Below are 17,299 nucleotides of genomic sequence, written 5' to 3'. Positions count from 1 at the left end.
TTTTGGCGAACAGGGCACGACTGTTGCAAAGAAGCTTGCTTGCCCATAATGGCCGCCTCCCTCCGCCACCCGATGCCGATCCCATGGAACTGACCCCGCGCGAAAAAGACAAGCTGCTGATCTTCACCGCGGCGCTGCTGGCCGAACGCCGCAAGGCCCGCGGCCTGAAGCTCAACTACCCCGAAGCCATCGCCCTGATTTCCGCCGCCGTGATGGAGGGCGCCCGCGACGGCAAGAGCGTGGCCGAGCTCATGAGCGACGGGCGCGCCGTGCTCACGCGCGCCGACGTGATGGACGGCATCGCCGAGATGATCCCGGACATCCAGGTCGAGGCCACCTTCCCGGACGGCACCAAGCTCGTGACCGTCCACCAGCCGATCGTCTGAACCTCCGCCAAAAAGAAGAAAGACCTTTTCATGCGCCTCGCCCACACCCTCAAGACCCTCCCCCTGCTTGCCACCCTGCTGCTGCCGTTCGCAGCCAGCGCCCACGTCGGTGTCGACGGCGGCATGCACCATGGTTTCACCACCGGCTTCCTGCACCCGCTGACCGGTGCCGACCACCTGGCCGCCATGGTCGCGGTCGGCTTCTGGAGCGCACTGGCCGCGCGCCGCGCCTGGCCCGACCTGCTGTGGGCGCCGCTGGCCTTCGCCGGCATGCTGCTGGTGGGCGCGCTGATGGGCCTGGCCGGCGTGCAGTTGCCGGCGGTCGAGCCGATGATCGCGGCCTCGCTGCTGGTGCTGGGGCTGCTGGTGGTCACGCGCGTGCACCTGCCGGCCGGCGCCGCGATGGCGGTCGTCGGCGTGTTCGCCGTGTTCCACGGCGTGGCGCACGGCCACGAACTGGCCAGCGAACAGGGCGCGGCCCTCACGCTGGCCGGCATGGTCGGCGCCACGGTGCTGCTGCACGGCGCGGGCATCGCGCTGGGCTGGTCGCTGCGCCATGCCAACGCCTGGCTGCCGCGCGTGGCCGGTGCCGCGGTGGTCGGCCTGGGCGCCACGCTGCTGGCCCAGGCCATCTGAGGCCGGCCATGATCCCCGGCGAACTCCTCACCGACGACGGCGAGCACACGCTCAACCCCGGCCGCCGCACCCTCACGCTGGTGGTGCAGAACACCGCCGACCGCCCGATCCAGGTCGGCTCGCACTACCACTTCGCCGAGACCAACGGCGCACTCGGCTTCGACCGCGAGGCCGCGCGCGGCATGCGGCTGAACATCGCCTCGGGCGCCGCGGTGCGCTTCGAGCCGGGCCAGCAGCGCACGGTCGAGCTGGTCGACTACTCGGGCGCTCGCATCGTCTACGGCTTTCGCGGCCTCGTTCAAGGAAAGCTCTGATGGCGACCATTTCAAGGCGTGCCTACGCCGAAATCTTCGGCCCCACCGTGGGTGACCGCGTTCGCCTGGCGGACACAGAGCTCCTGATCGAGGTCGAGGCCGACTACACCCTGCGTGCCGGCGGCTACGGTGAAGAGGTGAAGTTCGGCGGCGGCAAGACCATCCGCGACGGCATGGCGCAATCGCAGCGCACCAGGGCGCAAGGCGCGGTCGACACCGTGCTGACCAACGCGCTCATCCTGGACCACTGGGGCATCGTCAAGGCCGACATCGGCCTGAAGGACGGCCGCATCGCCGCCATCGGCAAGGCCGGCAACCCCGACGTGCAACCGGGCGTGGACATCGTCATCGGCCCGGGCACCGAGATCATCAGTTGCGAGGGCAACATCGTCACGGCCGGCGGCATCGACAGCCACATCCACTTCATCTGCCCGCAGCAGATCGAGGAGGCGCTGTCCTCCGGCGTGACCACCATGCTCGGCGGCGGCACCGGCCCGGCCACCGGCACCTTCGCCACCACCGCCACGCCCGGCCCCTGGCACATCGAGCGCATGCTGCAGGCGGCCGACGCGTTCCCGATGAACCTGGGCTTCCTGGGCAAGGGCAACGCCAGCCTGCCCGACGCGCTGCACGAGCAGATCGACGCCGGCGTCATCGGCCTGAAGCTGCACGAAGACTGGGGCACCACGCCGGCGGCCATCAGCAACTGCCTGGACGTGGCCGACGCCACCGACACGCAGGTGGCCATCCACAGCGACACGCTCAACGAATCGGGCTTCGTGGAGAACACCATCGCGGCGGTCGGCGGGCGCGCCATCTGCGCCTTCCACACCGAAGGCGCCGGCGGCGGGCATGCGCCCGACATCCTGCGCGTGGTGGGCGAGGCCAACTTCCTGCCGTCGTCGACCAACCCCACGATGCCCTACACCGTGAACACGCTCGACGAGCACGTCGACATGCTCATGGTGTGCCACCACCTGGACGCCGGCATCGCCGAGGACCTGGCCTTTGCCGAGTCGCGCATCCGCAAGGAAACCATCGCCGCCGAAGACGTGCTGCACGACCTGGGCGCCATCAGCATGTTCAGCTCCGACAGCCAGGCCATGGGCCGCGTCGGCGAGGTGATCATCCGCACCTGGCAGACCGCGCACAAGATGAAGGTTCAGCGCGGCACGCTGCCCGAAGACAGCGAACGCAACGACAACTTCCGCGCCAGGCGCTACATCGCCAAGTACACGATCAACCCGGCCATTGCGCACGGCATCGCGCACGAAGTCGGCTCGCTCGAAGTCGGCAAGTGGGCCGACATCGTGATCTGGAAGCCCGCATTCTTCGGCGTGAAGCCCTTCACCATCCTGAAGGGCGGCACCATCGCCATGGCGGCGATGGGCGACCCCAGCGCATCGATCCCGACGCCGCAGCCGGTGCACTTCCGCCCGATGTTCGGCGCCTACGGCGGCTCGCTGGCAAAGAGTTCGCTGACCTTCGTGTCGCAGGCCGGGCTGGCCTCGGGCATCAAGGAGCGCTACGGCCTGTCCAAGCACCTGAGCGCGGTGAAGAACATCCGCGGCGTGCGCAAGCAGCACATGGTGCACAACGGCTACGCGCCGAAGATGGAGATCGACGCGCAGACCTACGCGGTGCGCGCCGACGGGCACCTGCTGACCTGCGAGCCCGCGAAGCTGCTGCCGATGGCGCAGCGGTATTTCCTGTTCTGAATGTCAGAGGTCACGCGGCGCGAGGTGATCGCGAATCCATTGCGCGAAGGACGCTTCATCGGTGTCCCCTGCCGCAAGGCCGAGCGTCTTCAGCACGCAGTCCTCATCGGATGCGAGAAGCTCGAATCCGTTGAGGGCCAGGAAGGTTTCCATGGCCACGAACGCGGTTCGCTTGTTGCCGTCCACGAACGGGTGATTGCGGGCAATGCCGAAGGCGTAGCTCGCGGCCAGCGTTGCGGCATCGGGAGACTCGTACATCGCCCGGTTCTGCGGTCGCCCCATCGCGGATGCCAGCATTCCTTCGTCGCGCACACCGCCCGGTCCCCCATGCTCGGCGAGTTGTTCTTCATGCACCAACTGGATCATCTGGAGGTTCAGCCAGACCCAGCGCCGGTTGGCAGCGCTCACTTGGCAAGTTCGCGCAGGACGTTGCGCCGCTTCTTCATGATGCGGCGCGCGGCTTCCATCTGGCGCTCGAACTCGTCGTCGTATGGCGTGATCGTCACCCCGCCGTTGGCGGCCTGCGTGAGGTAGACCGTGTCGCCCTTGCCCACGTTCATGCTCGCCAGGACTTCCTTGGGCAGGATGACACCGACCGAATTGCCGATCTGAGTCAATTTGAGGGCGGACATGGGACGCTCCGTTGAACAGAAGTTATAACAAGCGTTATATTAGCCCGCCCTATTTGGAGCCGCAAGCCACCATGCTCACCGCCAACAAACTCATGCCCCAGGGCCGCGGCCTTGCGCCCGTGCTGCTCAAGCGCGCCGCCACCATCGAGCTCGACTGGGACGTCCGCCAGAAAAGCCGTTTCGACGCCACCGATTCGCAGGGCCGCCAGATCGGCGTGTTCCTGCCGCGCGGCACGGCGGTGCGGGGCGGCGACGTGCTGGTGGCCGAAGACGGTTCGCTGGTGCGCGTGATCGCGGCGCCGCAGCCCGTGCTGCGCATCACGCACTGCACCGCCCACGGCACGCCCTTCGACCTGACGCGCGCGGCCTACCACCTGGGCAACCGGCATGTGCCGATCGAGCTCAAGCCCGACCACCTGAAGATCGAGCCCGACCATGTGCTGGCCGACATGCTGCGTTCGATGCACCTGATCGTGGTGGCGGTCGACGAAGCCTTCGAGCCCGAGGGCGGCGCGTATGGGTCGCACGGCGGCGGTCACAGCCATGACCATGCGCACGACCATGCGCCATCGCATGGCAGCAGCAAAGGGCCGAAGCCGCTCGTGCTCGCACCGGAACTGCTCGACGACCATGGCCATTCGCACGGCCATGACCACCACGGTCACTCGCACTGAACCAGCGCGGCGTACCACTGACATGTCCGACCCAGCCGGCGCCCACAGCCTCCTGCAGCTCATCTGGCTGGCCTCCCCCGCCCTGCCCGTGGGCGGTTTCTCGTATTCGGAAGGCGTCGAGGCGGCCGTCGAATGGGCGGGCATCGACTCGGAAGCCAAGGCCGCCGAGTGGCTCTCGGACCAGTTGCACCTGAGTTTTGCGCGCGGCGACCTCGCCGTGTTCGCGCAGGCCGTTGCAGCCTGGCGCGCCAACGACATGCCGCGCGTGCGCGAACTCAACCAGTGGGTCATGACCACCCGCGAATCCGCCGAATTCTTCCTGCAGACCGAGCAGATGGGCCGCTCCTTCGTCGAGTGGCTCAAGCTGCACCATGCCGACACCGCCGAAGTCTTTGCCGGCCTGCCCGCCAGCTACCCCGTGGCCTTCGCCTTCGCGGTGAGCCGCACCGGCGCCAGCGTGCACGACGGCTGCCTGGCCTTCGCGTTCGGCTGGGCCGAGAACATGGTCGGCGCCGCCGTCAAGGCCGTGCCACTGGGCCAGAGCGCGGGCCAGCGCATCCTGGGGCGGCTGTCCCAAGAAATACCCGCCGCCGTCACCCGCGCCATGGCCCTGGGCGACGACGACCGCCAGGCCTTCGCCCCGCTGCTGGCCGTGCTCTCGGCCCGCCACGAAACACAATATTCCCGCCTCTTCCGAAGTTGAACCGAGCCCACCCGCCATGACCTCCGCCCTGCACCACATCCCGAATCGCACCAAGAGACTGCCCCCGCTGCGCGTGGGCATCGGCGGCCCGGTCGGCTCCGGCAAGACCACGCTGCTCGAAATGCTCTGCAAGGCGATGCGCGACAAGTACGACCTGGTCGCCATCACCAACGACATCTACACCAAGGAAGACCAGCGCCTGCTGACCGTGGCCGGCGCGCTGCCGGCCGAGCGCATCATGGGCGTGGAAACCGGCGGCTGCCCGCACACCGCCATCCGCGAAGATGCATCGATCAACCTCGAGGCGATCGACCGCATGCTCGAAGACTTTCCGGACGCCGACATCGTGTTCGTCGAGTCCGGGGGCGACAACCTGGCAGCGACGTTCAGCCCCGAGCTATCCGACCTCACCATCTACGTGATCGACGTGGCGGCCGGCGAGAAGATCCCGCGCAAGGGCGGCCCTGGCATCACCAAGAGCGACCTCTTCGTGATCAACAAGACCGACCTGGCACCCTACGTGGGCGCCAACCTCGACGTGATGGAGCAGGACACGCAGCGCATGCGCCGTCAGCGCCCCTACGTGATGACCAACCTCAAGACCCACACCGGCGTGGCCGAGGTGGTGGCGTTCATCGAAGCGCGAGGCATGCTCGCCGAGGGCTGAACCCGCCGAGGGTCAGGGCAGGCCGAGGTAGACGCGCAGGTCGTCCTTCACCGTGCCCGCCGAGGCCACTGCAGTGCGCAGCCGTGCCTCGCTCACCCCGAACCATTGGGTCCAGTAGTCGACCTCCTTGAGGTCGGTGACATCGATGCGTTCATCGTCCTGGGGAATGCGGATCTCGGTGTCTTCGCGCATCGTGTTCTCCTGAAGAGCTGAAGGTGGGTAGTTCTGGGGTTGGGGTCGGGACAGGCAGGAAACGCAGTTTCCATGGCCGCCGCGCCGCGCCAGCCGGACGATTCCGACGCGCCGTGCAGGACATTGCCCCGCCCCCGTGCCACCGACAAAAGCTTCCGCCAGCTGTTGGCGGCGCCGTCCTGCAAGCCGCCCGGATACTTCGATGTTTGAATTTGGCCAACCTCTTTCAATACGGAGAAGCAACATGGAGCCTCACCACCAGCGACTGCTGAGTGTTGGCGTACCGGGCCTGAACGACGTGCTCGGCGGCGGCCTGGAGCCCAACCGCCTGTACCTGCTCGAAGGCACGCCTGGCGCGGGCAAGACCACCATTGCGATGCAGTTCCTGCTCGAAGGCGCACGCCTCGGCGAATCGGTGCTGTACGTCACGCTGTCGGAAACCGAGACCGAGCTGCGCGGCGTGGCCGCCTCACACGGCTGGGACGTCTCGCCCATCCATGTGCGCGAGATGCTGCCCACGCAGGACAGCCTGCAGCCCGACGAGCAGTACACGATGTTCCACCCCTCGGAGGTGGAGCTCAGCGAGACCACGCTGCGCATCCTGAGCGACGTGGAAGCCCTCAAGCCCTCGCGCATCGTGTTCGATTCGCTGTCCGAGCTGCGGTTGCTCTCGGGCACGTCGCTGCGCTACCGGCGGCAGATCCTGGCGCTCAAGCAGTTCTTCGCGGGGCGCCAGTGCACGGTGCTGCTGCTCGACGACATGACCGCCACCGAGCACGACCTGCAGGTGCAGAGCATCGCGCACGCGGTCGTGCGGCTGGAGCAGTCGAACTCCGACTACGGCGCGTCGCGCCGCCGCCTGCTGGTCGTGAAGTACCGCGGGCAGTCGTTTCGCGGCGGCTACCACGACTACAAGATCCACCGCGGCGGCCTGCAGGTGTTCCCGCGCCTGGTGGCGGCCGAGCACGTGGCGGACACGACCCTCACCAAGCTGCCCAGCGGCATCGAGGAACTCGACGCACTGCTCGGAGGCGGGCTCGAAAAGGGCACCAGCACCTTGCTGGTCGGCGCACCCGGCACAGGCAAGTCGTCGGTGGCGGTGCAGTTCGCCATTGCGGCGGCCCAGCGGGGCGAGTCGGCGGCGCTGTTCATCTTCGACGAGAGCGTCAACACCCTGCGCACGCGCTGCGCCGGCCTGGGCATGACGCTGGAGCCCCACCTTCGGTCGGGCCAGATCCGCATCAAGCAGGTCGACCCGGCGGAGTTGTCTCCCGGCGAGCTGGTGCACGAGATCCGCATGGCGGTGACCCAACACGGCGCGAAGGTGGTCGTCATCGACAGCCTGAATGGCTACCTGAACGCGATGCCCGACGAGCGCTTCCTGATCGTGCAGTTGCACGAACTGCTCACCTACCTCGGCCAGTCCGGCGTGGCCACCATCCTTGTCGGCGCGCAGCACGGGCTGATCGGCATGCAGATGCAGACGCCGGTCGACGCGAGCTACCTGGCCGATGCGGTGGTGCTCATGCGCTACTTCGAAGCCGAAGGCGAGGTGCGCCAGGCCATCTCGGTGCTCAAGAAGCGCGGCGGCGCGCATGAGCGCTCCATCCGGGCCTTCTCGATGAACAGCGAAGGCCTGAACGTGGGCGAGCCGCTGCGCCATTTCCGCGGCATCCTGACCGGTGTGCCGGTGCCGGTCGACGGCGTCGCCACGCCTTCGCCGTGACGGACACCCTCCCCCTCCAAAACCCGCAGTTGCGCGTTCTGATGAGAACGGCCACGACGCGGGACGCCGTCATGGCCTCCGCCGTGCTCTCGAGCGCCAGCATCGAGACCCAGGTGTGCGCCGATCTGCCCGAGCTGCTGCGCGCGGTCGGCGAAGGCGCAGGCGCACTGCTGGTGTCTGAGGAAATGCTCTCGGGCAGCGGCGCCTCGGAGCTCGCCGCCGCGGTGGCCGCGCAGCCCCCGTGGTCCGACCTGCCGGTGCTGATCCTGGCGCGGCAGGGCGCCGACTCGCGCGCCATTTCCACCGCCATGGAAGGCATGGCCAATGTCACCGTGCTGGAGCGCCCGATCCGCGTGGCGTCGCTGGTGAGTGCGCTGCGCAGCGCGCTGCGTGCGCGGCGCCGGCAGTACGAACTGCGCCGCATCCTGGAAGACCTCAACGAGGCCGACAAGCGCAAGACCGAATTCCTCGCGACCCTGGCGCACGAGCTGCGCAACCCGATGGCCCCGCTGAGCACCGCGCTGGCCATCCTGAAGCGCAAGGCCCTGACGCCGGAAACCGCCCTGCCCTACTACGAGCTCATGGGCCGCCAGCTGGAGCACATGGTGCGGCTCGTGAGCGACCTGATGGAGGTCTCGCGCATCACGCGCGGCAAGATCGAACTGCAGCCCGCGGAGCTGGCGCTCAGCCAGGTGATCCGCAGCGCGGTGGAGCTCAGCCGCCCGCTGATGGACGCCGGCAAGCACACGCTCTCGCTGCACATCGCCGACGCCTCGCTGGCGGTGGAAGGCGACGGCGTGCGCCTGACCCAGGTGTTCTCCAACCTGCTGAACAACGCCGCCAAGTACACCCCGGAGGGCGGGCGCATCGATGTCTTCGTCGAGCGCGACGACCACGGCCACGCGGTGGTGCGCGTGAAGGACAGCGGCGCGGGCATCCCCGGCGAGATGCTCGGCGCCATCTTCGACATGTTCGTGCAGGTGAGCGGCACCGCGCGGGCCGCGCAGGGCGGCCTGGGCATCGGCCTCACCCTGGTGAAGAGCCTGGTGGAACTGCACGGCGGCACGGTCGTCGCGAAGAGCGAGGGTGCGAACCAGGGCAGCGAATTCATCGTCTCGCTCCCGCTGCTCGAGCACGGGGTGCGGGCCGGCGCCAAGGCCCGCGCGTCGCAGGAGACCATCGCAGCGAAGCACCGCATCCTGGTGGTGGACGACAACCGAGATGCCGCGGAGTCGCTCGCGGCGCTGCTGGGCCTGCTGGGTGCGCAAACCGCCGTGGCGTTCAGCGGCGCGGACGCGCTGGAACAGGCCGAACACTTCAACCCGTCGTTCGGCATCCTGGACATCGGCATGCCGGGCATGGACGGCTGCGAGCTGGCGCGCCGGCTTCGGGCCCATCCGCGACTGCACGGCATGGGGCTGATCGCGCTCACGGGCTGGGGTCAGGCCGACGACCGGCTGCGCATCGCGCGGGCGGGATTCGACCACCACCTGCTGAAGCCGGTCGATGTGGAGGCGCTGTCGGCCGCGCTGCACGAGCTCGCGCAGCGCGGAGGCGGCTGAAGCGCCGCCACACCGCTGCCCCGCCGCGCCGCCGATGGGCGCGCCCGCTCAGAGTTCGCTGCCGTCGCGCAGCTGCCGGGCCTTGTACACGAGCCGCACGCTGGCGCGGCGCGGGTCGCTGACCTGCTGCACGTAGACGTCGGTGTCGTTGCTCACCCAGGCGGCGTAGGCGCTGCCGGGGTCGCGCGAGGCGAGCTCGGCGCCGAACACGCCGCGGCCCCATTGCACGAGCGCCGCGAAGGCAGAAGCGCCACTGTCCGGCGTGGCCTGAGCCGTGGCCACGTACTCGACGCGACGCAACTCGGAAGCGGCAAAGAAGAAGGTCGGCTCGAACAGCAGCCCGGCCATTTCCACAGGTGCGCCGTGCCAGCTGCCGACCAGTCCGCCGCTCAGGCGCTGGGGCCGTTGCACGCGCTCGGCGGCAGGCAATGCGGCCTGCAACGCCTCGGCCGACATGCCCAGACGCACGCCCGGAGGCAGCGTCTGCGCATGCGGTGCGCCCGCTGCGAGAAGGGCCGCGCTCGCGGCAAGCGCACGAAGAAGAGTCAGGGGAGCGTAGAGGCGCACGTTCGGCATCGGGGAAAAAGCGGCGGAACCATGGGACCGCGAGTATGACGCGGAGTTCCGTGGCGCCGCTTTTTCCAGGGCCGTGCGATGCGTCACTCCTCGACGAAAGCCTCTTCCCGCTTGGCCTTCACCGACGGCAGCAGCACGATGACCAGCAGCAACCCGGCCACCACCAGCAGCCCCGCGGACAGCGGCCGCGTGACGAACACGCTCCAGTCGCCGCGCGACAGCAGCAGCGCGCGGCGCAGGTTCTCTTCCATCATCGGCCCCAGGATGAAGCCCAGCAGCAGCGGCGCGGGCTCGCATTTCAGCTTCAGGAAGGCATAGCCCACGATGCCGAAGATCGCGACCATCCACACGTCGAAGGTGTTGTTGTTCTCCGAGTACACGCCCACCGCGCAGAACAGCACGATCGACGGAAAGAGCCACTTGTAGGGAATGGTCAGCAGCTTGATCCAGATGCCGATCATCGGCAGGTTCAGCACGATGAGCATCAGGTTGCCGATCCACATCGAGGCGATCAGGCCCCAGAACAGCTCGGGGTTGCTGGTCATCACCTGCGGACCGGGCTGGATGTTGTGGATGGTCATGGCGCCCACCATCAGCGCCATCACCGCGTTGGGCGGAATGCCCAGCGTCAGCAGCGGAATGAAGGAGGTCTGCGCGCCGGCGTTGTTGGCCGACTCGGGGCCCGCCACGCCGCGGATGTTGCCCTTGCCGAAGGGCACTTCGCCCGCCTTCAGCTTCATCTTCTTCTCGATGGTGTAGGCCGCGAAGGCCGACAGCAGCGCGCCACCGCCGGGCAGGATGCCCAGCGCCGAACCCAGCGCCGTGCCGCGCAGCACGGCGGGCGTCATGTCCTTGAAGTCCTGCTTGGTGGGCCACAGGCCCTTGACCTTCGCGGTGAACACTTCGCGCTCGTGCTCGGGCACCGCCAGGTTGGCAATGATTTCGCCGTAGCCGAACACACCCATCGCAATGGCGATGAAGCCGATGCCGTCGGTGAGCTCGGGAATGTCGAAGCTGTAGCGCGCCACGCCCGAGTTCACGTCGGTGCCGACCAGGCCCAGCGCCAGGCCGAACAGGATCATGGTGATCGCCTTGAGCAGCGAGCCCGAGGCCAGCACCACGGCGCCGATCAGGCCCAGGATCATCAGCGAGAAATACTCGGCCGGGCCGAACTTGAAGGCCAGCTCGGTCAGCGGCGGCGCAAAGGCAGCCAGGATCAGCGTGCCCACGCAGCCCGCGAAGAACGAGCCCAGCCCGGCCGCGGCGAGCGCCGGTCCGGCGCGCCCCTTTCTTGCCATCTGGTAGCCGTCGATCACGGTCACCACCGACGAAGACTCGCCCGGCAGGTTGACCAGGATGGCCGTGGTCGAGCCGCCGTACTGGGCCCCATAGTAGATGCCGGCCAGCATGATGAGCGCCGACACGGGCGGCAGCGCATAGGTGGCAGGCAACAGCATCGCGATGGTCGCGACCGGGCCGATGCCCGGGAGCACCCCGATCAGCGTGCCCAGCAGGCAGCCGACGAAGGCATAGACGAGGTTCTGCGCCGTGAAGGCGACGCCGAAGCCGATCGAGAGATTGGAAATCAGGTCCATTTGTCTTGTCTTGTTCTTGTGCGAATCAGCCGGCGATGAAGGTCGGCCACACCTGGAACTGCAGCTTCAGCGCGACCACGAAGGCCAGGTAGCTGCCCAGCGCCAGCACGGTCGCGAGCACGGTCACGCCCTTCCAGCCGAAGTTGTCCCCCGCAAGGCTGGCAATGAAGGTCAGCGCGTAGATGGCCACGATGAGCCCCATCGACGGCAGCCCGATGCTCGGCAGGCCGCCCAGCAGCACGCCGAAGATCAGGTTCGCGCCGATGATGAACACCAGCGGCTTCCATGCGATGCGCCCGATGGGCTCGCCGTCTTCCGCCTCGACGCTGAGCGCCTTGAGCGTGATGGCCACGCCCATGAGGGCAATGAGGATGCCCACGATCAGGGGAAAGTAGCCGGGGCCCATGCGGGCGCCCGAGCCCACGTTGTAGGTCGTGGCGCCCCATGCGAAGGCCACGCCGAAGGCGCTGAAAAGCACGCCCGAGCAGAAGTCTCTCTGACTCTTGATTCTCACCGTTGATGTCTCCTGGAACTGCGTTGATCGGCACGCGTTGTGCGCCGAGCGATCCTAGGAATTCAACGGACTTTTGTGCATGACCAAGACATTGCCGTTCGGCAATGTGGCGAGCGCACGCGGCGCGTTCAGCCGTCCGCCACCGGCAGGTCGATGCACGCGCGCAGCCCCGGGCGCGTATCCGCGAACTGCAGCCTCCCGCCGTGGAGCGCCACCACCGCCTGCACGCTGGCCAGCCCCAGCCCGTGGCCCGGCGTGCTGCGGTCCAGCCGGTGGAAGCGCACGCCGATGCGCTCGTACTCGGCGGCAGGAATGCCGGGGCCGTTGTCCTGCACGAAGAGCTGCGCCCGGCCGTCCACCGTGTGCGTGCCGATGCGCACGGTGGCGCCGGTGCCTGCGTACTTCAGGGCGTTGTCCAGCAGGTTGGCCGCCGCGCCGGCCAGCAGGTCGCGGTCGCCCAGCGCCACCGCGATGTCGGCGGGCTCGCGCAGCAACGCGATGCCCTGCATCTCCGCCACGGCCTCGTACAACTCCGCCACGTCGTCGGCAATCACGTGCAGCGCCACCGGCGCGAACTGCTGCCGGCGCGCACCGGCCTCGACCTCGGCGATCTGCAGCAGCTTCTCGAACACCACCGCGAGTTCCTCGAGCTCGCGGATGGCGGTGGCCACGGCCTCGCGTTGCGGGTCTTGCTGCTGCAGCGCGGCTTCCACAGCGCGCAGCCGCACCAGCACGCGCGTGAGCGGCGTGCGCAGGTTGTGCGCGATGGTGTTGGACACATGGCGCACGCCGTCCATCAGCGACTGGATGCGGTCGAGCATGGCGTTGATGTCGTGCTCCAGCAGCGCGAACTCGTCCTCCTCGCCCGACGGCGCCACGCGCTCCTGCAGCTCACCGGCCGCAATGCGCGCGGCCGTGCGGCGCACCGCGCCCACGCTGCGCTCCAGCTCCTGGCGGAACACGAAGGTGCCGCCGATCAGCAGCAGCACCGCCACGATGCCCGCCGCCGCGCTGGCGCTCGCCACCAGCGATTCGATCGATTCCTGGTCGCGCAGGTCGTGCCCCACCACCAGCTGCCCGCCGTCCGGCAGGGGGCGCAGCACGATGTAGGCGATGACGGTCTGCCCCGCGCGCACCACGCGCCGGTGCACGCCGTCGCCCGCGTCGGGCGCGGCCGAGGGCACCTGGTCGAGGTTGCCCGCGAGCTTGCTGCCTTCGCGGTCGGTCAGCAGGTAGATCTCGTTGTCGGAGTTGCGCCCGTCCGACAGCGCATTCGAAATTTCGCCCGCCACGCCGTCGGCGCCGCGCGCGTCGTAGCGCACCATCAGCTGCTGCACGCTGGCCTCCACCTGGCGCACCATGCGCTGCTGCAGCACGCCCACCGTCTGCATGTAGACGATGGCCAGCGCGGCCAGCATCGTGATGGCCACCAGCAGGCCGTAGTAGAAGGCCAGCCGGAAGCCCACCGAGCGCCACAGCTGGCGCAGCGTGCGGATCATTGCGGCGGGGCCAGCGTGTAGCCCACGCCGCGCACGGTGTGGATCAGCGTGGGCGCGCCGCCCGCGTCGAGCTTGCCGCGCAGCCGGCTCACCTGCACGTCGATCACGTTGGTCTGCGGGTCGAACTGGTAGTCCCACACGGCCTCCAGCAGCATGGTGCGCGTGACCACCTGGCCCGGATGCATCATCAGGTAGGCCAGCAGCCGGAACTCGCGCGGCTGCAGCGCAATGGGCCGGCCGCCGCGCTCCACGTGCCGGCGCGCCAGGTCCAGCGTGAGGTCGGCCAGCTGCAGCGTGCGGATCTCGGGCCCGGTGCGCGAGCGCCGCACCAGCGCCTCGGCGCGTGCCGCCAGTTCCGAGAAGGCGAAGGGCTTGGCCAGGTAGTCGTCGCCGCCGGCCTTCAGGCCGCGCACGCGTTCGTCGAGCGCGCTCAATGCGCTGAGCACCAGCACCGGCGTCTTCTTGCCGAGGGCGCGCAGGGTCGAGAGGATCGACAGGCCGTCCACGTCGTTGGGCAGCATGCGGTCGAGGATCACCAGGTCCCACGGCTCGCCCGTGGCGCGCGCGAGCGCATCGGCACCGTCCCGGCTGATCACGGCCACGTGGCCGAGCGAACGGAAGCCGTCGGCGATGTAGCGCGCGTTGTCGGCGTCGTCCTCGACGATGAGGCAGCGCCACATGGCGGTGGGGCCTAGCACGCCGCTGCCGCGCCCTCGTGCGGGGCAACGCGAGGGGCCGGGGAAACAAGAAGATCGGGGAGTGACTGCGTTCGGTTGCTCATGGCGATGGAGTCGGCCGGCCCACCGTCCATCCGGGCGCCGCCGGGACCATCCTAGCCGCGATTGAACCCGAGAAAGCGCGGCCGCTTCATTACCGTTTGTCCATGTCGGCGCAAGCCTGCCGTTGCCGGCTAGGCCTGCAGCGGCAGGCGCAGCGTCAGGCCCAGCACGCCGCCCGCACACGGCGCCGAGTAGATGCGCCCGCCGTGGTGGTCGGCAATGCGCTCGCAGGCCCGGGCGCTGGCGCCGGCTGCGTGCGCGCTGTCGAAGAACCTCGCGAGCGGCGGTCGTGCATCGACGGCATCGAGGTCGCGCCAATGGATCACGGCCTGCTCGCCTTCCGCGTGCGCGGACACCTGCAGCGTCGCGCCCGCGCGCATCACGCTGGCCGCATAGGCCGTGACCTTGGCGAGCAGTTCGCGCAGCTCGGCCTCGATCGCGAGCACGGGCACCGCTTGCGGCGGCAGCTGCACTTCGAAGCGGATGGCCTTGCCGTGCGTGTCGCCCGTGGCCGCGTCGAGCAGCGGCCGAAGGTCTTGCACGCGGCTGGCGCCCAGCCGCCGCTGCGCGTCCTGCCTGGCTTGCGCGGCGAGTTCACGCGCCTTCGCGCCCTGGCGCAGGTTGGCGAGGAACAGCGAGCCCATCAGGCAGATCACGCCGCCGAGACCCAGAAGGATCACGCCGGCAATGACCACGCCGAGGTTGCCGGACTGAAGCTGTCCCGCGGCCATCAACGGGCTCCCGGCACAGGCGCGCCGGGGCCGCCCGGCGCGGCGCGCATGCAACCGTTGCCCGGGCCGCTGCGCTGGCCATCGCAGTCCTCCCACCCGGGTGCCGGCGGCATGCGGGCGCCGCCGAAAGGCATGGGCGGCGCTTCGCCGCGAAAGCCCGGTGGCGGCGCGCGGCAAGGCATGGGCGGCGGCGGCAGCACGATGCAGCCTGCGAGGCTGGTGGCCGCCAGGGCGCCCGCCAGAAGTCGAATTCGGTTCATTGAAAGCTCATTGCTGAATGGACGGGCTGCGCACAGGAAGAAAGGGCGAGCCCTTCTTCCCGCGCACAGAGCGCGCCTCGCGTCAGAACGCGTGGCGAATGCCGAAGTCGTAGCCGGTCGAAGAACGCGGCACGCCCGAGAAGCCCACGCCCGCGCTGCCGTAGCCCGTGGTGCTCGCCGAGACCAGGCTGCCGGTGTAGTTGGCGTCGTTGCGGTTGTTCACCCGCGCCACCGTGGCGTACAGCGCCGTGCGCTTGGACAGGTTGTGCACGTAGCCGATGGCCAGCTTCTGCGCGCGCGGGTCTTCGCCCGTGATGCCGGCCGCACCCTCGTTGTAGCGAACCACCGAGTACGACGCGCGGATCAGGCCCGCACCCACCGGCACGGTCGCACCGATCAGGTAGCCGTTGTAGGTGTCGTGCGTGTTGCTCAGCGCCGTGTCGAACTTGTTCTGCACGTTCGACAGCTCGCCGAACAGCTTCACCGGGCCGAAGTCGTACGACGCGCCCAGGTTGATGGTCTGCACCTTGCGCTCCAGCGTGGCGGTGTCCACCACCACGCTCTGGCCCACGCCCAGGGCCACGTCCAGCGGGCCGTTGGCATAGCCGAAGCGCCCGCCCACGTAGCGGCCCGCGCTGCTGCTGCTCGCGGCCGTGGTGCTGGTGGCGTCGGTGCTGGTGTTCTCGTGGAAGCTGTACTGCAGCTGGCCGTAGAAGCCGCCCAGGTTCGGCGGCAGGAAGTAGCCCACCGAGTTGCTCGCGCGCACGTAGTTGGCGTTGTTGATGGTGCTGTTGCCGCTGACGGTGCTGATCACGTTGGTGCCCGAGCCGTTGGTGCCGAACGGGTCGAACACGGTGTCGTTCCAGAACGTGGGCGTGTAGTCGCGGCCCAGGCGCAGCTCGCCGAAGCCACCCGACAGGCTCACGGTGGAGCGCCGCGCGAAGGTGGAGATGCCGGTGGCGCCGTCGTCGTTGGTGATGGGCGCTTCGAGCCAGAAGCTCGCAGCCAGCCCGCCGCCCAGGTCTTCGGTGCCCCGGAAGCCGATGCGGCTGGAGTTGTAGCCGGAGTTGGCCAGGCTGGTCTTGCTTTGCTTGACCGAGGCGCCCGTGAGCGAGTCGCGCGCGGTGGCCGACTGGTAGGTCACGCCGGCGTCGACGACACCGAACAGCGTGACGGACGATTGGGCAGAGGCCAGGCCACAGACGGCCAGGGCAGCGAATGCCGTGAGGGTTTTCTTCATTGGGTTTCTCCGGTTTCAGCGGCTCTTCAGCGAGCAGCAGACACGCATGGTCTCGTTCAATTTCGGAGGAATCTTGTGATTGCCTTCTCTTTGCACGGAATGTTGTTTGCGTGCACACGCGGCCTGAGCCCTACGGAAACACCTCGTACGAAAAGTCTCCCAAAAGCCGCGCGATGCTCGGCGACCGAAGGAGTCACCCATGACCATTGCCTTGCAAAGCAACACCGCCGCGACACTGGGCGTGCAACAGCTCGCCAACGCATTCAGCCCCACCTTTTCGCACCTGCGCATTCTTCGCGACCTCGTGATTCCCATGCCCGAGGGGCATGCGGCACGCACCGCGCGCATCGATGCCGTGGTGGTATGCGAGACCGGCGTCTACCTGTTCGAGATCAAGGCCTGGCGCAACGCCTTTGTCTATCGCAAGAAGTCGGACCAGTCGCCGCCGCGCTGGTTCCTGCGGCTCAACGGCTGCCAGAACGCGCGCGAGGTGAAAGACCCCGCATGGCAGGGCGGTCGCAAGACCACGCAATTGCGCAGCCTGCTGCCCGACGACCTGCGGCTGCAGTATTTCGTGCTGCTGCCATGTGAAGGCATCGAGCTCGAGGGCGTGATGCCGGCGGCTGTCGTCACGCAGCAGGACCTTCCCTACATCGCGCGCCTGGTGCGCAACAACGGGCGAACGTCTCGCACGTATCGGTTGCTGGACGCAGAAGGCATCGATCGCACGGTGGAACGGCTGCTGGAGCTGCAGGGAGAAGCGCGCGGCCTGGTCTTGCAGTAGCTTGCTGTGTGTTAGCAGCGCGCGCGCAGGGCACGCTGCGCGGTATCGCTGGACAACGCGGCGCAGCACGCCAGGTAAAGACGCGGTACAGCCCCGACTGCGCTGGGGTAG

Annotated in this window: 21 protein-coding genes; 10 read left to right on the top strand and 11 right to left on the bottom strand. The window is 68.5% G+C overall.

All coding sequences use genetic code 11. The annotated features are described in order from the left end of the window. The first annotated feature begins 83 nt into the window (after positions 1-83). Genes ACSFBM_RS16045 through ureC form a run of 4 tightly spaced genes read left to right on the top strand, consistent with a single transcriptional unit; the run spans position 84 to position 3,054 of the window. Entirely contained in the window at positions 84-386 is a 303-nt protein-coding gene (locus ACSFBM_RS16045) for an urease subunit gamma (RefSeq protein WP_116909187.1), read from the top strand. A gap of 30 nt (positions 387-416) precedes the next feature. Then, positions 417-1,022, top strand: a complete 606-nt coding sequence (locus ACSFBM_RS16040; protein ID WP_435485211.1) for a HupE/UreJ family protein — start codon at positions 417-419, stop codon at positions 1,020-1,022. Positions 1,023-1,030: 8 nt separating this feature from the next. Beyond that, positions 1,031-1,336 carry an urease subunit beta gene (locus tag ACSFBM_RS16035; RefSeq protein WP_435485210.1) on the top strand — a complete coding sequence of 102 codons (306 nt, stop codon included), beginning with the start codon at positions 1,031-1,033 and terminating at the stop codon, positions 1,334-1,336. Then, a complete protein-coding gene (gene ureC, locus ACSFBM_RS16030) occupies positions 1,336-3,054 on the top strand; it encodes an urease subunit alpha (protein WP_435485209.1) in 1,719 nt (572 codons plus the stop codon). The genes ACSFBM_RS16035 and ureC overlap by 1 nt, the downstream gene beginning before the upstream one ends. Positions 3,055-3,057: 3 nt before the next feature. Here the strand turns inward: ureC and ACSFBM_RS16025 are convergent, their stop codons facing one another. After that, positions 3,058-3,462, bottom strand: a complete 405-nt coding sequence (locus ACSFBM_RS16025) for a type II toxin-antitoxin system death-on-curing family toxin (RefSeq protein WP_435485208.1) — start codon at positions 3,460-3,462, stop codon at positions 3,058-3,060. Beyond that, a complete protein-coding gene (locus ACSFBM_RS16020; protein ID WP_435485207.1) occupies positions 3,459-3,686 on the bottom strand; it encodes an AbrB/MazE/SpoVT family DNA-binding domain-containing protein in 228 nt (75 codons plus the stop codon). The genes ACSFBM_RS16025 and ACSFBM_RS16020 overlap by 4 nt, the downstream gene beginning before the upstream one ends. Before the next feature lie 71 nt (positions 3,687-3,757). Here ACSFBM_RS16020 and ureE point away from each other — a divergent pair, with 71 nt between their 5' ends. From ureE to ureG, 3 genes are read left to right on the top strand one after another with little or no spacing between them, the layout of a single operon-like run. Next, positions 3,758-4,360 (top strand): urease accessory protein UreE, encoded by a 603-nt coding sequence (ureE, locus tag ACSFBM_RS16015; RefSeq protein WP_435485206.1) that lies wholly within the window; start codon positions 3,758-3,760, stop codon positions 4,358-4,360. Between the two features lie 22 nt (positions 4,361-4,382). Further along, positions 4,383-5,063: an urease accessory protein UreF gene (locus tag ACSFBM_RS16010; RefSeq protein ID WP_435485205.1), complete on the top strand. Its 681-nt coding sequence runs from the start codon at positions 4,383-4,385 to the stop codon at positions 5,061-5,063. Positions 5,064-5,079: 16 nt separating this feature from the next. Further along, on the top strand, positions 5,080-5,730 hold the full coding sequence (ureG, locus tag ACSFBM_RS16005) for an urease accessory protein UreG (protein ID WP_435437208.1): 651 nt from the start codon (positions 5,080-5,082) through the stop codon (positions 5,728-5,730). A gap of 12 nt (positions 5,731-5,742) precedes the next feature. Here the strand turns inward: ureG and ACSFBM_RS16000 are convergent, their stop codons facing one another. Further along, on the bottom strand, positions 5,743-5,922 hold the full coding sequence (locus tag ACSFBM_RS16000; protein ID WP_435485204.1) for a DUF3606 domain-containing protein: 180 nt from the start codon (positions 5,920-5,922) through the stop codon (positions 5,743-5,745). A 244-nt stretch (positions 5,923-6,166) separates the two neighbouring features. Between ACSFBM_RS16000 and ACSFBM_RS15995 the strand changes: the two genes are divergently transcribed. Together ACSFBM_RS15995 and ACSFBM_RS15990 are read left to right on the top strand one after the other, a co-directional pair. Next, on the top strand, positions 6,167-7,648 hold the full coding sequence (locus tag ACSFBM_RS15995; protein ID WP_435485203.1) for an ATPase domain-containing protein: 1,482 nt from the start codon (positions 6,167-6,169) through the stop codon (positions 7,646-7,648). A gap of 71 nt (positions 7,649-7,719) precedes the next feature. Beyond that, positions 7,720-9,210: a hybrid sensor histidine kinase/response regulator gene (locus ACSFBM_RS15990; protein WP_435485202.1), complete on the top strand. Its 1,491-nt coding sequence runs from the start codon at positions 7,720-7,722 to the stop codon at positions 9,208-9,210. Positions 9,211-9,258: 48 nt separating this feature from the next. On the opposite strand, the gene ACSFBM_RS15985 is transcribed toward ACSFBM_RS15990, so the two are convergent. From ACSFBM_RS15985 to ACSFBM_RS15950, 8 genes are all read right to left on the bottom strand, one after another. Further along, complete coding sequence (locus ACSFBM_RS15985; RefSeq protein ID WP_435485201.1) at positions 9,259-9,786, bottom strand: hypothetical protein; 528 nt, start codon at positions 9,784-9,786, stop codon at positions 9,259-9,261. Between the two features lie 83 nt (positions 9,787-9,869). After that, positions 9,870-11,381, bottom strand: a complete 1,512-nt coding sequence (locus tag ACSFBM_RS15980) for a tripartite tricarboxylate transporter permease (protein ID WP_435485200.1) — start codon at positions 11,379-11,381, stop codon at positions 9,870-9,872. A 25-nt stretch (positions 11,382-11,406) separates the two neighbouring features. Beyond that, positions 11,407-11,895 carry a tripartite tricarboxylate transporter TctB family protein gene (locus tag ACSFBM_RS15975; RefSeq protein WP_435485199.1) on the bottom strand — a complete coding sequence of 163 codons (489 nt, stop codon included), beginning with the start codon at positions 11,893-11,895 and terminating at the stop codon, positions 11,407-11,409. Positions 11,896-12,023: 128 nt separating this feature from the next. Beyond that, positions 12,024-13,394 (bottom strand): sensor histidine kinase, encoded by a 1,371-nt coding sequence (locus tag ACSFBM_RS15970; RefSeq protein ID WP_435485198.1) that lies wholly within the window; start codon positions 13,392-13,394, stop codon positions 12,024-12,026. After that, positions 13,391-14,074 carry a response regulator transcription factor gene (locus ACSFBM_RS15965; protein WP_435485197.1) on the bottom strand — a complete coding sequence of 228 codons (684 nt, stop codon included), beginning with the start codon at positions 14,072-14,074 and terminating at the stop codon, positions 13,391-13,393. The genes ACSFBM_RS15970 and ACSFBM_RS15965 overlap by 4 nt, the downstream gene beginning before the upstream one ends. A 230-nt stretch (positions 14,075-14,304) precedes the next feature. Then, positions 14,305-14,904 (bottom strand): sensor histidine kinase, encoded by a 600-nt coding sequence (locus tag ACSFBM_RS15960; protein WP_435485196.1) that lies wholly within the window; start codon positions 14,902-14,904, stop codon positions 14,305-14,307. Continuing rightward, complete coding sequence (locus ACSFBM_RS15955) at positions 14,904-15,164, bottom strand: hypothetical protein (protein WP_435485195.1); 261 nt, start codon at positions 15,162-15,164, stop codon at positions 14,904-14,906. The genes ACSFBM_RS15960 and ACSFBM_RS15955 overlap by 1 nt, the downstream gene beginning before the upstream one ends. A gap of 82 nt (positions 15,165-15,246) precedes the next feature. After that, a complete protein-coding gene (locus tag ACSFBM_RS15950) occupies positions 15,247-16,404 on the bottom strand; it encodes a porin (protein ID WP_435485151.1) in 1,158 nt (385 codons plus the stop codon). A gap of 199 nt (positions 16,405-16,603) precedes the next feature. Here ACSFBM_RS15950 and ACSFBM_RS15945 point away from each other — a divergent pair, with 199 nt between their 5' ends. Continuing rightward, a complete protein-coding gene (locus tag ACSFBM_RS15945) occupies positions 16,604-17,188 on the top strand; it encodes a nuclease-related domain-containing protein (protein WP_435485194.1) in 585 nt (194 codons plus the stop codon). Positions 17,189-17,299 lie beyond the last annotated feature (111 nt).

This window comes from Variovorax pasteuri (genome assembly GCF_051216435.1).
Lineage (GTDB): Bacteria > Pseudomonadota > Gammaproteobacteria > Burkholderiales > Burkholderiaceae_C > Variovorax.
The sequence above is the reverse complement of the archived record's forward strand: the minus strand, read 5'-3'. Positions and strand labels throughout refer to the sequence as shown.

What these genes read in the sequence shown, in the direction of transcription:
- ACSFBM_RS16045 (WP_116909187.1), top strand. Translation starts at nt 84, where the DNA reads ATGGAACTGACCCCGCGCGAAAAAGACAAGCTGCTGATCTTCACCGCG.
- ACSFBM_RS16040 (WP_435485211.1), top strand. Translation starts at nt 417, where the DNA reads ATGCGCCTCGCCCACACCCTCAAGACCCTCCCCCTGCTTGCCACCCTG.
- ACSFBM_RS16035 (WP_435485210.1), top strand. Translation starts at nt 1,031, where the DNA reads ATGATCCCCGGCGAACTCCTCACCGACGACGGCGAGCACACGCTCAAC.
- ureC (WP_435485209.1), top strand. Translation starts at nt 1,336, where the DNA reads ATGGCGACCATTTCAAGGCGTGCCTACGCCGAAATCTTCGGCCCCACC.
- ACSFBM_RS16020 (WP_435485207.1), bottom strand. Translation starts at nt 3,686, where the DNA reads ATGTCCGCCCTCAAATTGACTCAGATCGGCAATTCGGTCGGTGTCATC.
- ureE (WP_435485206.1), top strand. Translation starts at nt 3,758, where the DNA reads ATGCTCACCGCCAACAAACTCATGCCCCAGGGCCGCGGCCTTGCGCCC.
- ACSFBM_RS16010 (WP_435485205.1), top strand. Translation starts at nt 4,383, where the DNA reads ATGTCCGACCCAGCCGGCGCCCACAGCCTCCTGCAGCTCATCTGGCTG.
- ureG (WP_435437208.1), top strand. Translation starts at nt 5,080, where the DNA reads ATGACCTCCGCCCTGCACCACATCCCGAATCGCACCAAGAGACTGCCC.
- ACSFBM_RS16000 (WP_435485204.1), bottom strand. Translation starts at nt 5,922, where the DNA reads ATGCGCGAAGACACCGAGATCCGCATTCCCCAGGACGATGAACGCATC.
- ACSFBM_RS15995 (WP_435485203.1), top strand. Translation starts at nt 6,167, where the DNA reads ATGGAGCCTCACCACCAGCGACTGCTGAGTGTTGGCGTACCGGGCCTG.
- ACSFBM_RS15990 (WP_435485202.1), top strand. Translation starts at nt 7,720, where the DNA reads ATGGCCTCCGCCGTGCTCTCGAGCGCCAGCATCGAGACCCAGGTGTGC.
- ACSFBM_RS15985 (WP_435485201.1), bottom strand. Translation starts at nt 9,786, where the DNA reads ATGCCGAACGTGCGCCTCTACGCTCCCCTGACTCTTCTTCGTGCGCTT.
- ACSFBM_RS15980 (WP_435485200.1), bottom strand. Translation starts at nt 11,381, where the DNA reads ATGGACCTGATTTCCAATCTCTCGATCGGCTTCGGCGTCGCCTTCACG.
- ACSFBM_RS15970 (WP_435485198.1), bottom strand. Translation starts at nt 13,394, where the DNA reads ATGATCCGCACGCTGCGCCAGCTGTGGCGCTCGGTGGGCTTCCGGCTG.
- ACSFBM_RS15965 (WP_435485197.1), bottom strand. Translation starts at nt 14,074, where the DNA reads ATGTGGCGCTGCCTCATCGTCGAGGACGACGCCGACAACGCGCGCTAC.
- ACSFBM_RS15960 (WP_435485196.1), bottom strand. Translation starts at nt 14,904, where the DNA reads ATGGCCGCGGGACAGCTTCAGTCCGGCAACCTCGGCGTGGTCATTGCC.
- ACSFBM_RS15955 (WP_435485195.1), bottom strand. Translation starts at nt 15,164, where the DNA reads ATGAACCGAATTCGACTTCTGGCGGGCGCCCTGGCGGCCACCAGCCTC.
- ACSFBM_RS15950 (WP_435485151.1), bottom strand. Translation starts at nt 16,404, where the DNA reads ATGAAGAAAACCCTCACGGCATTCGCTGCCCTGGCCGTCTGTGGCCTG.
- ACSFBM_RS15945 (WP_435485194.1), top strand. Translation starts at nt 16,604, where the DNA reads ATGACCATTGCCTTGCAAAGCAACACCGCCGCGACACTGGGCGTGCAA.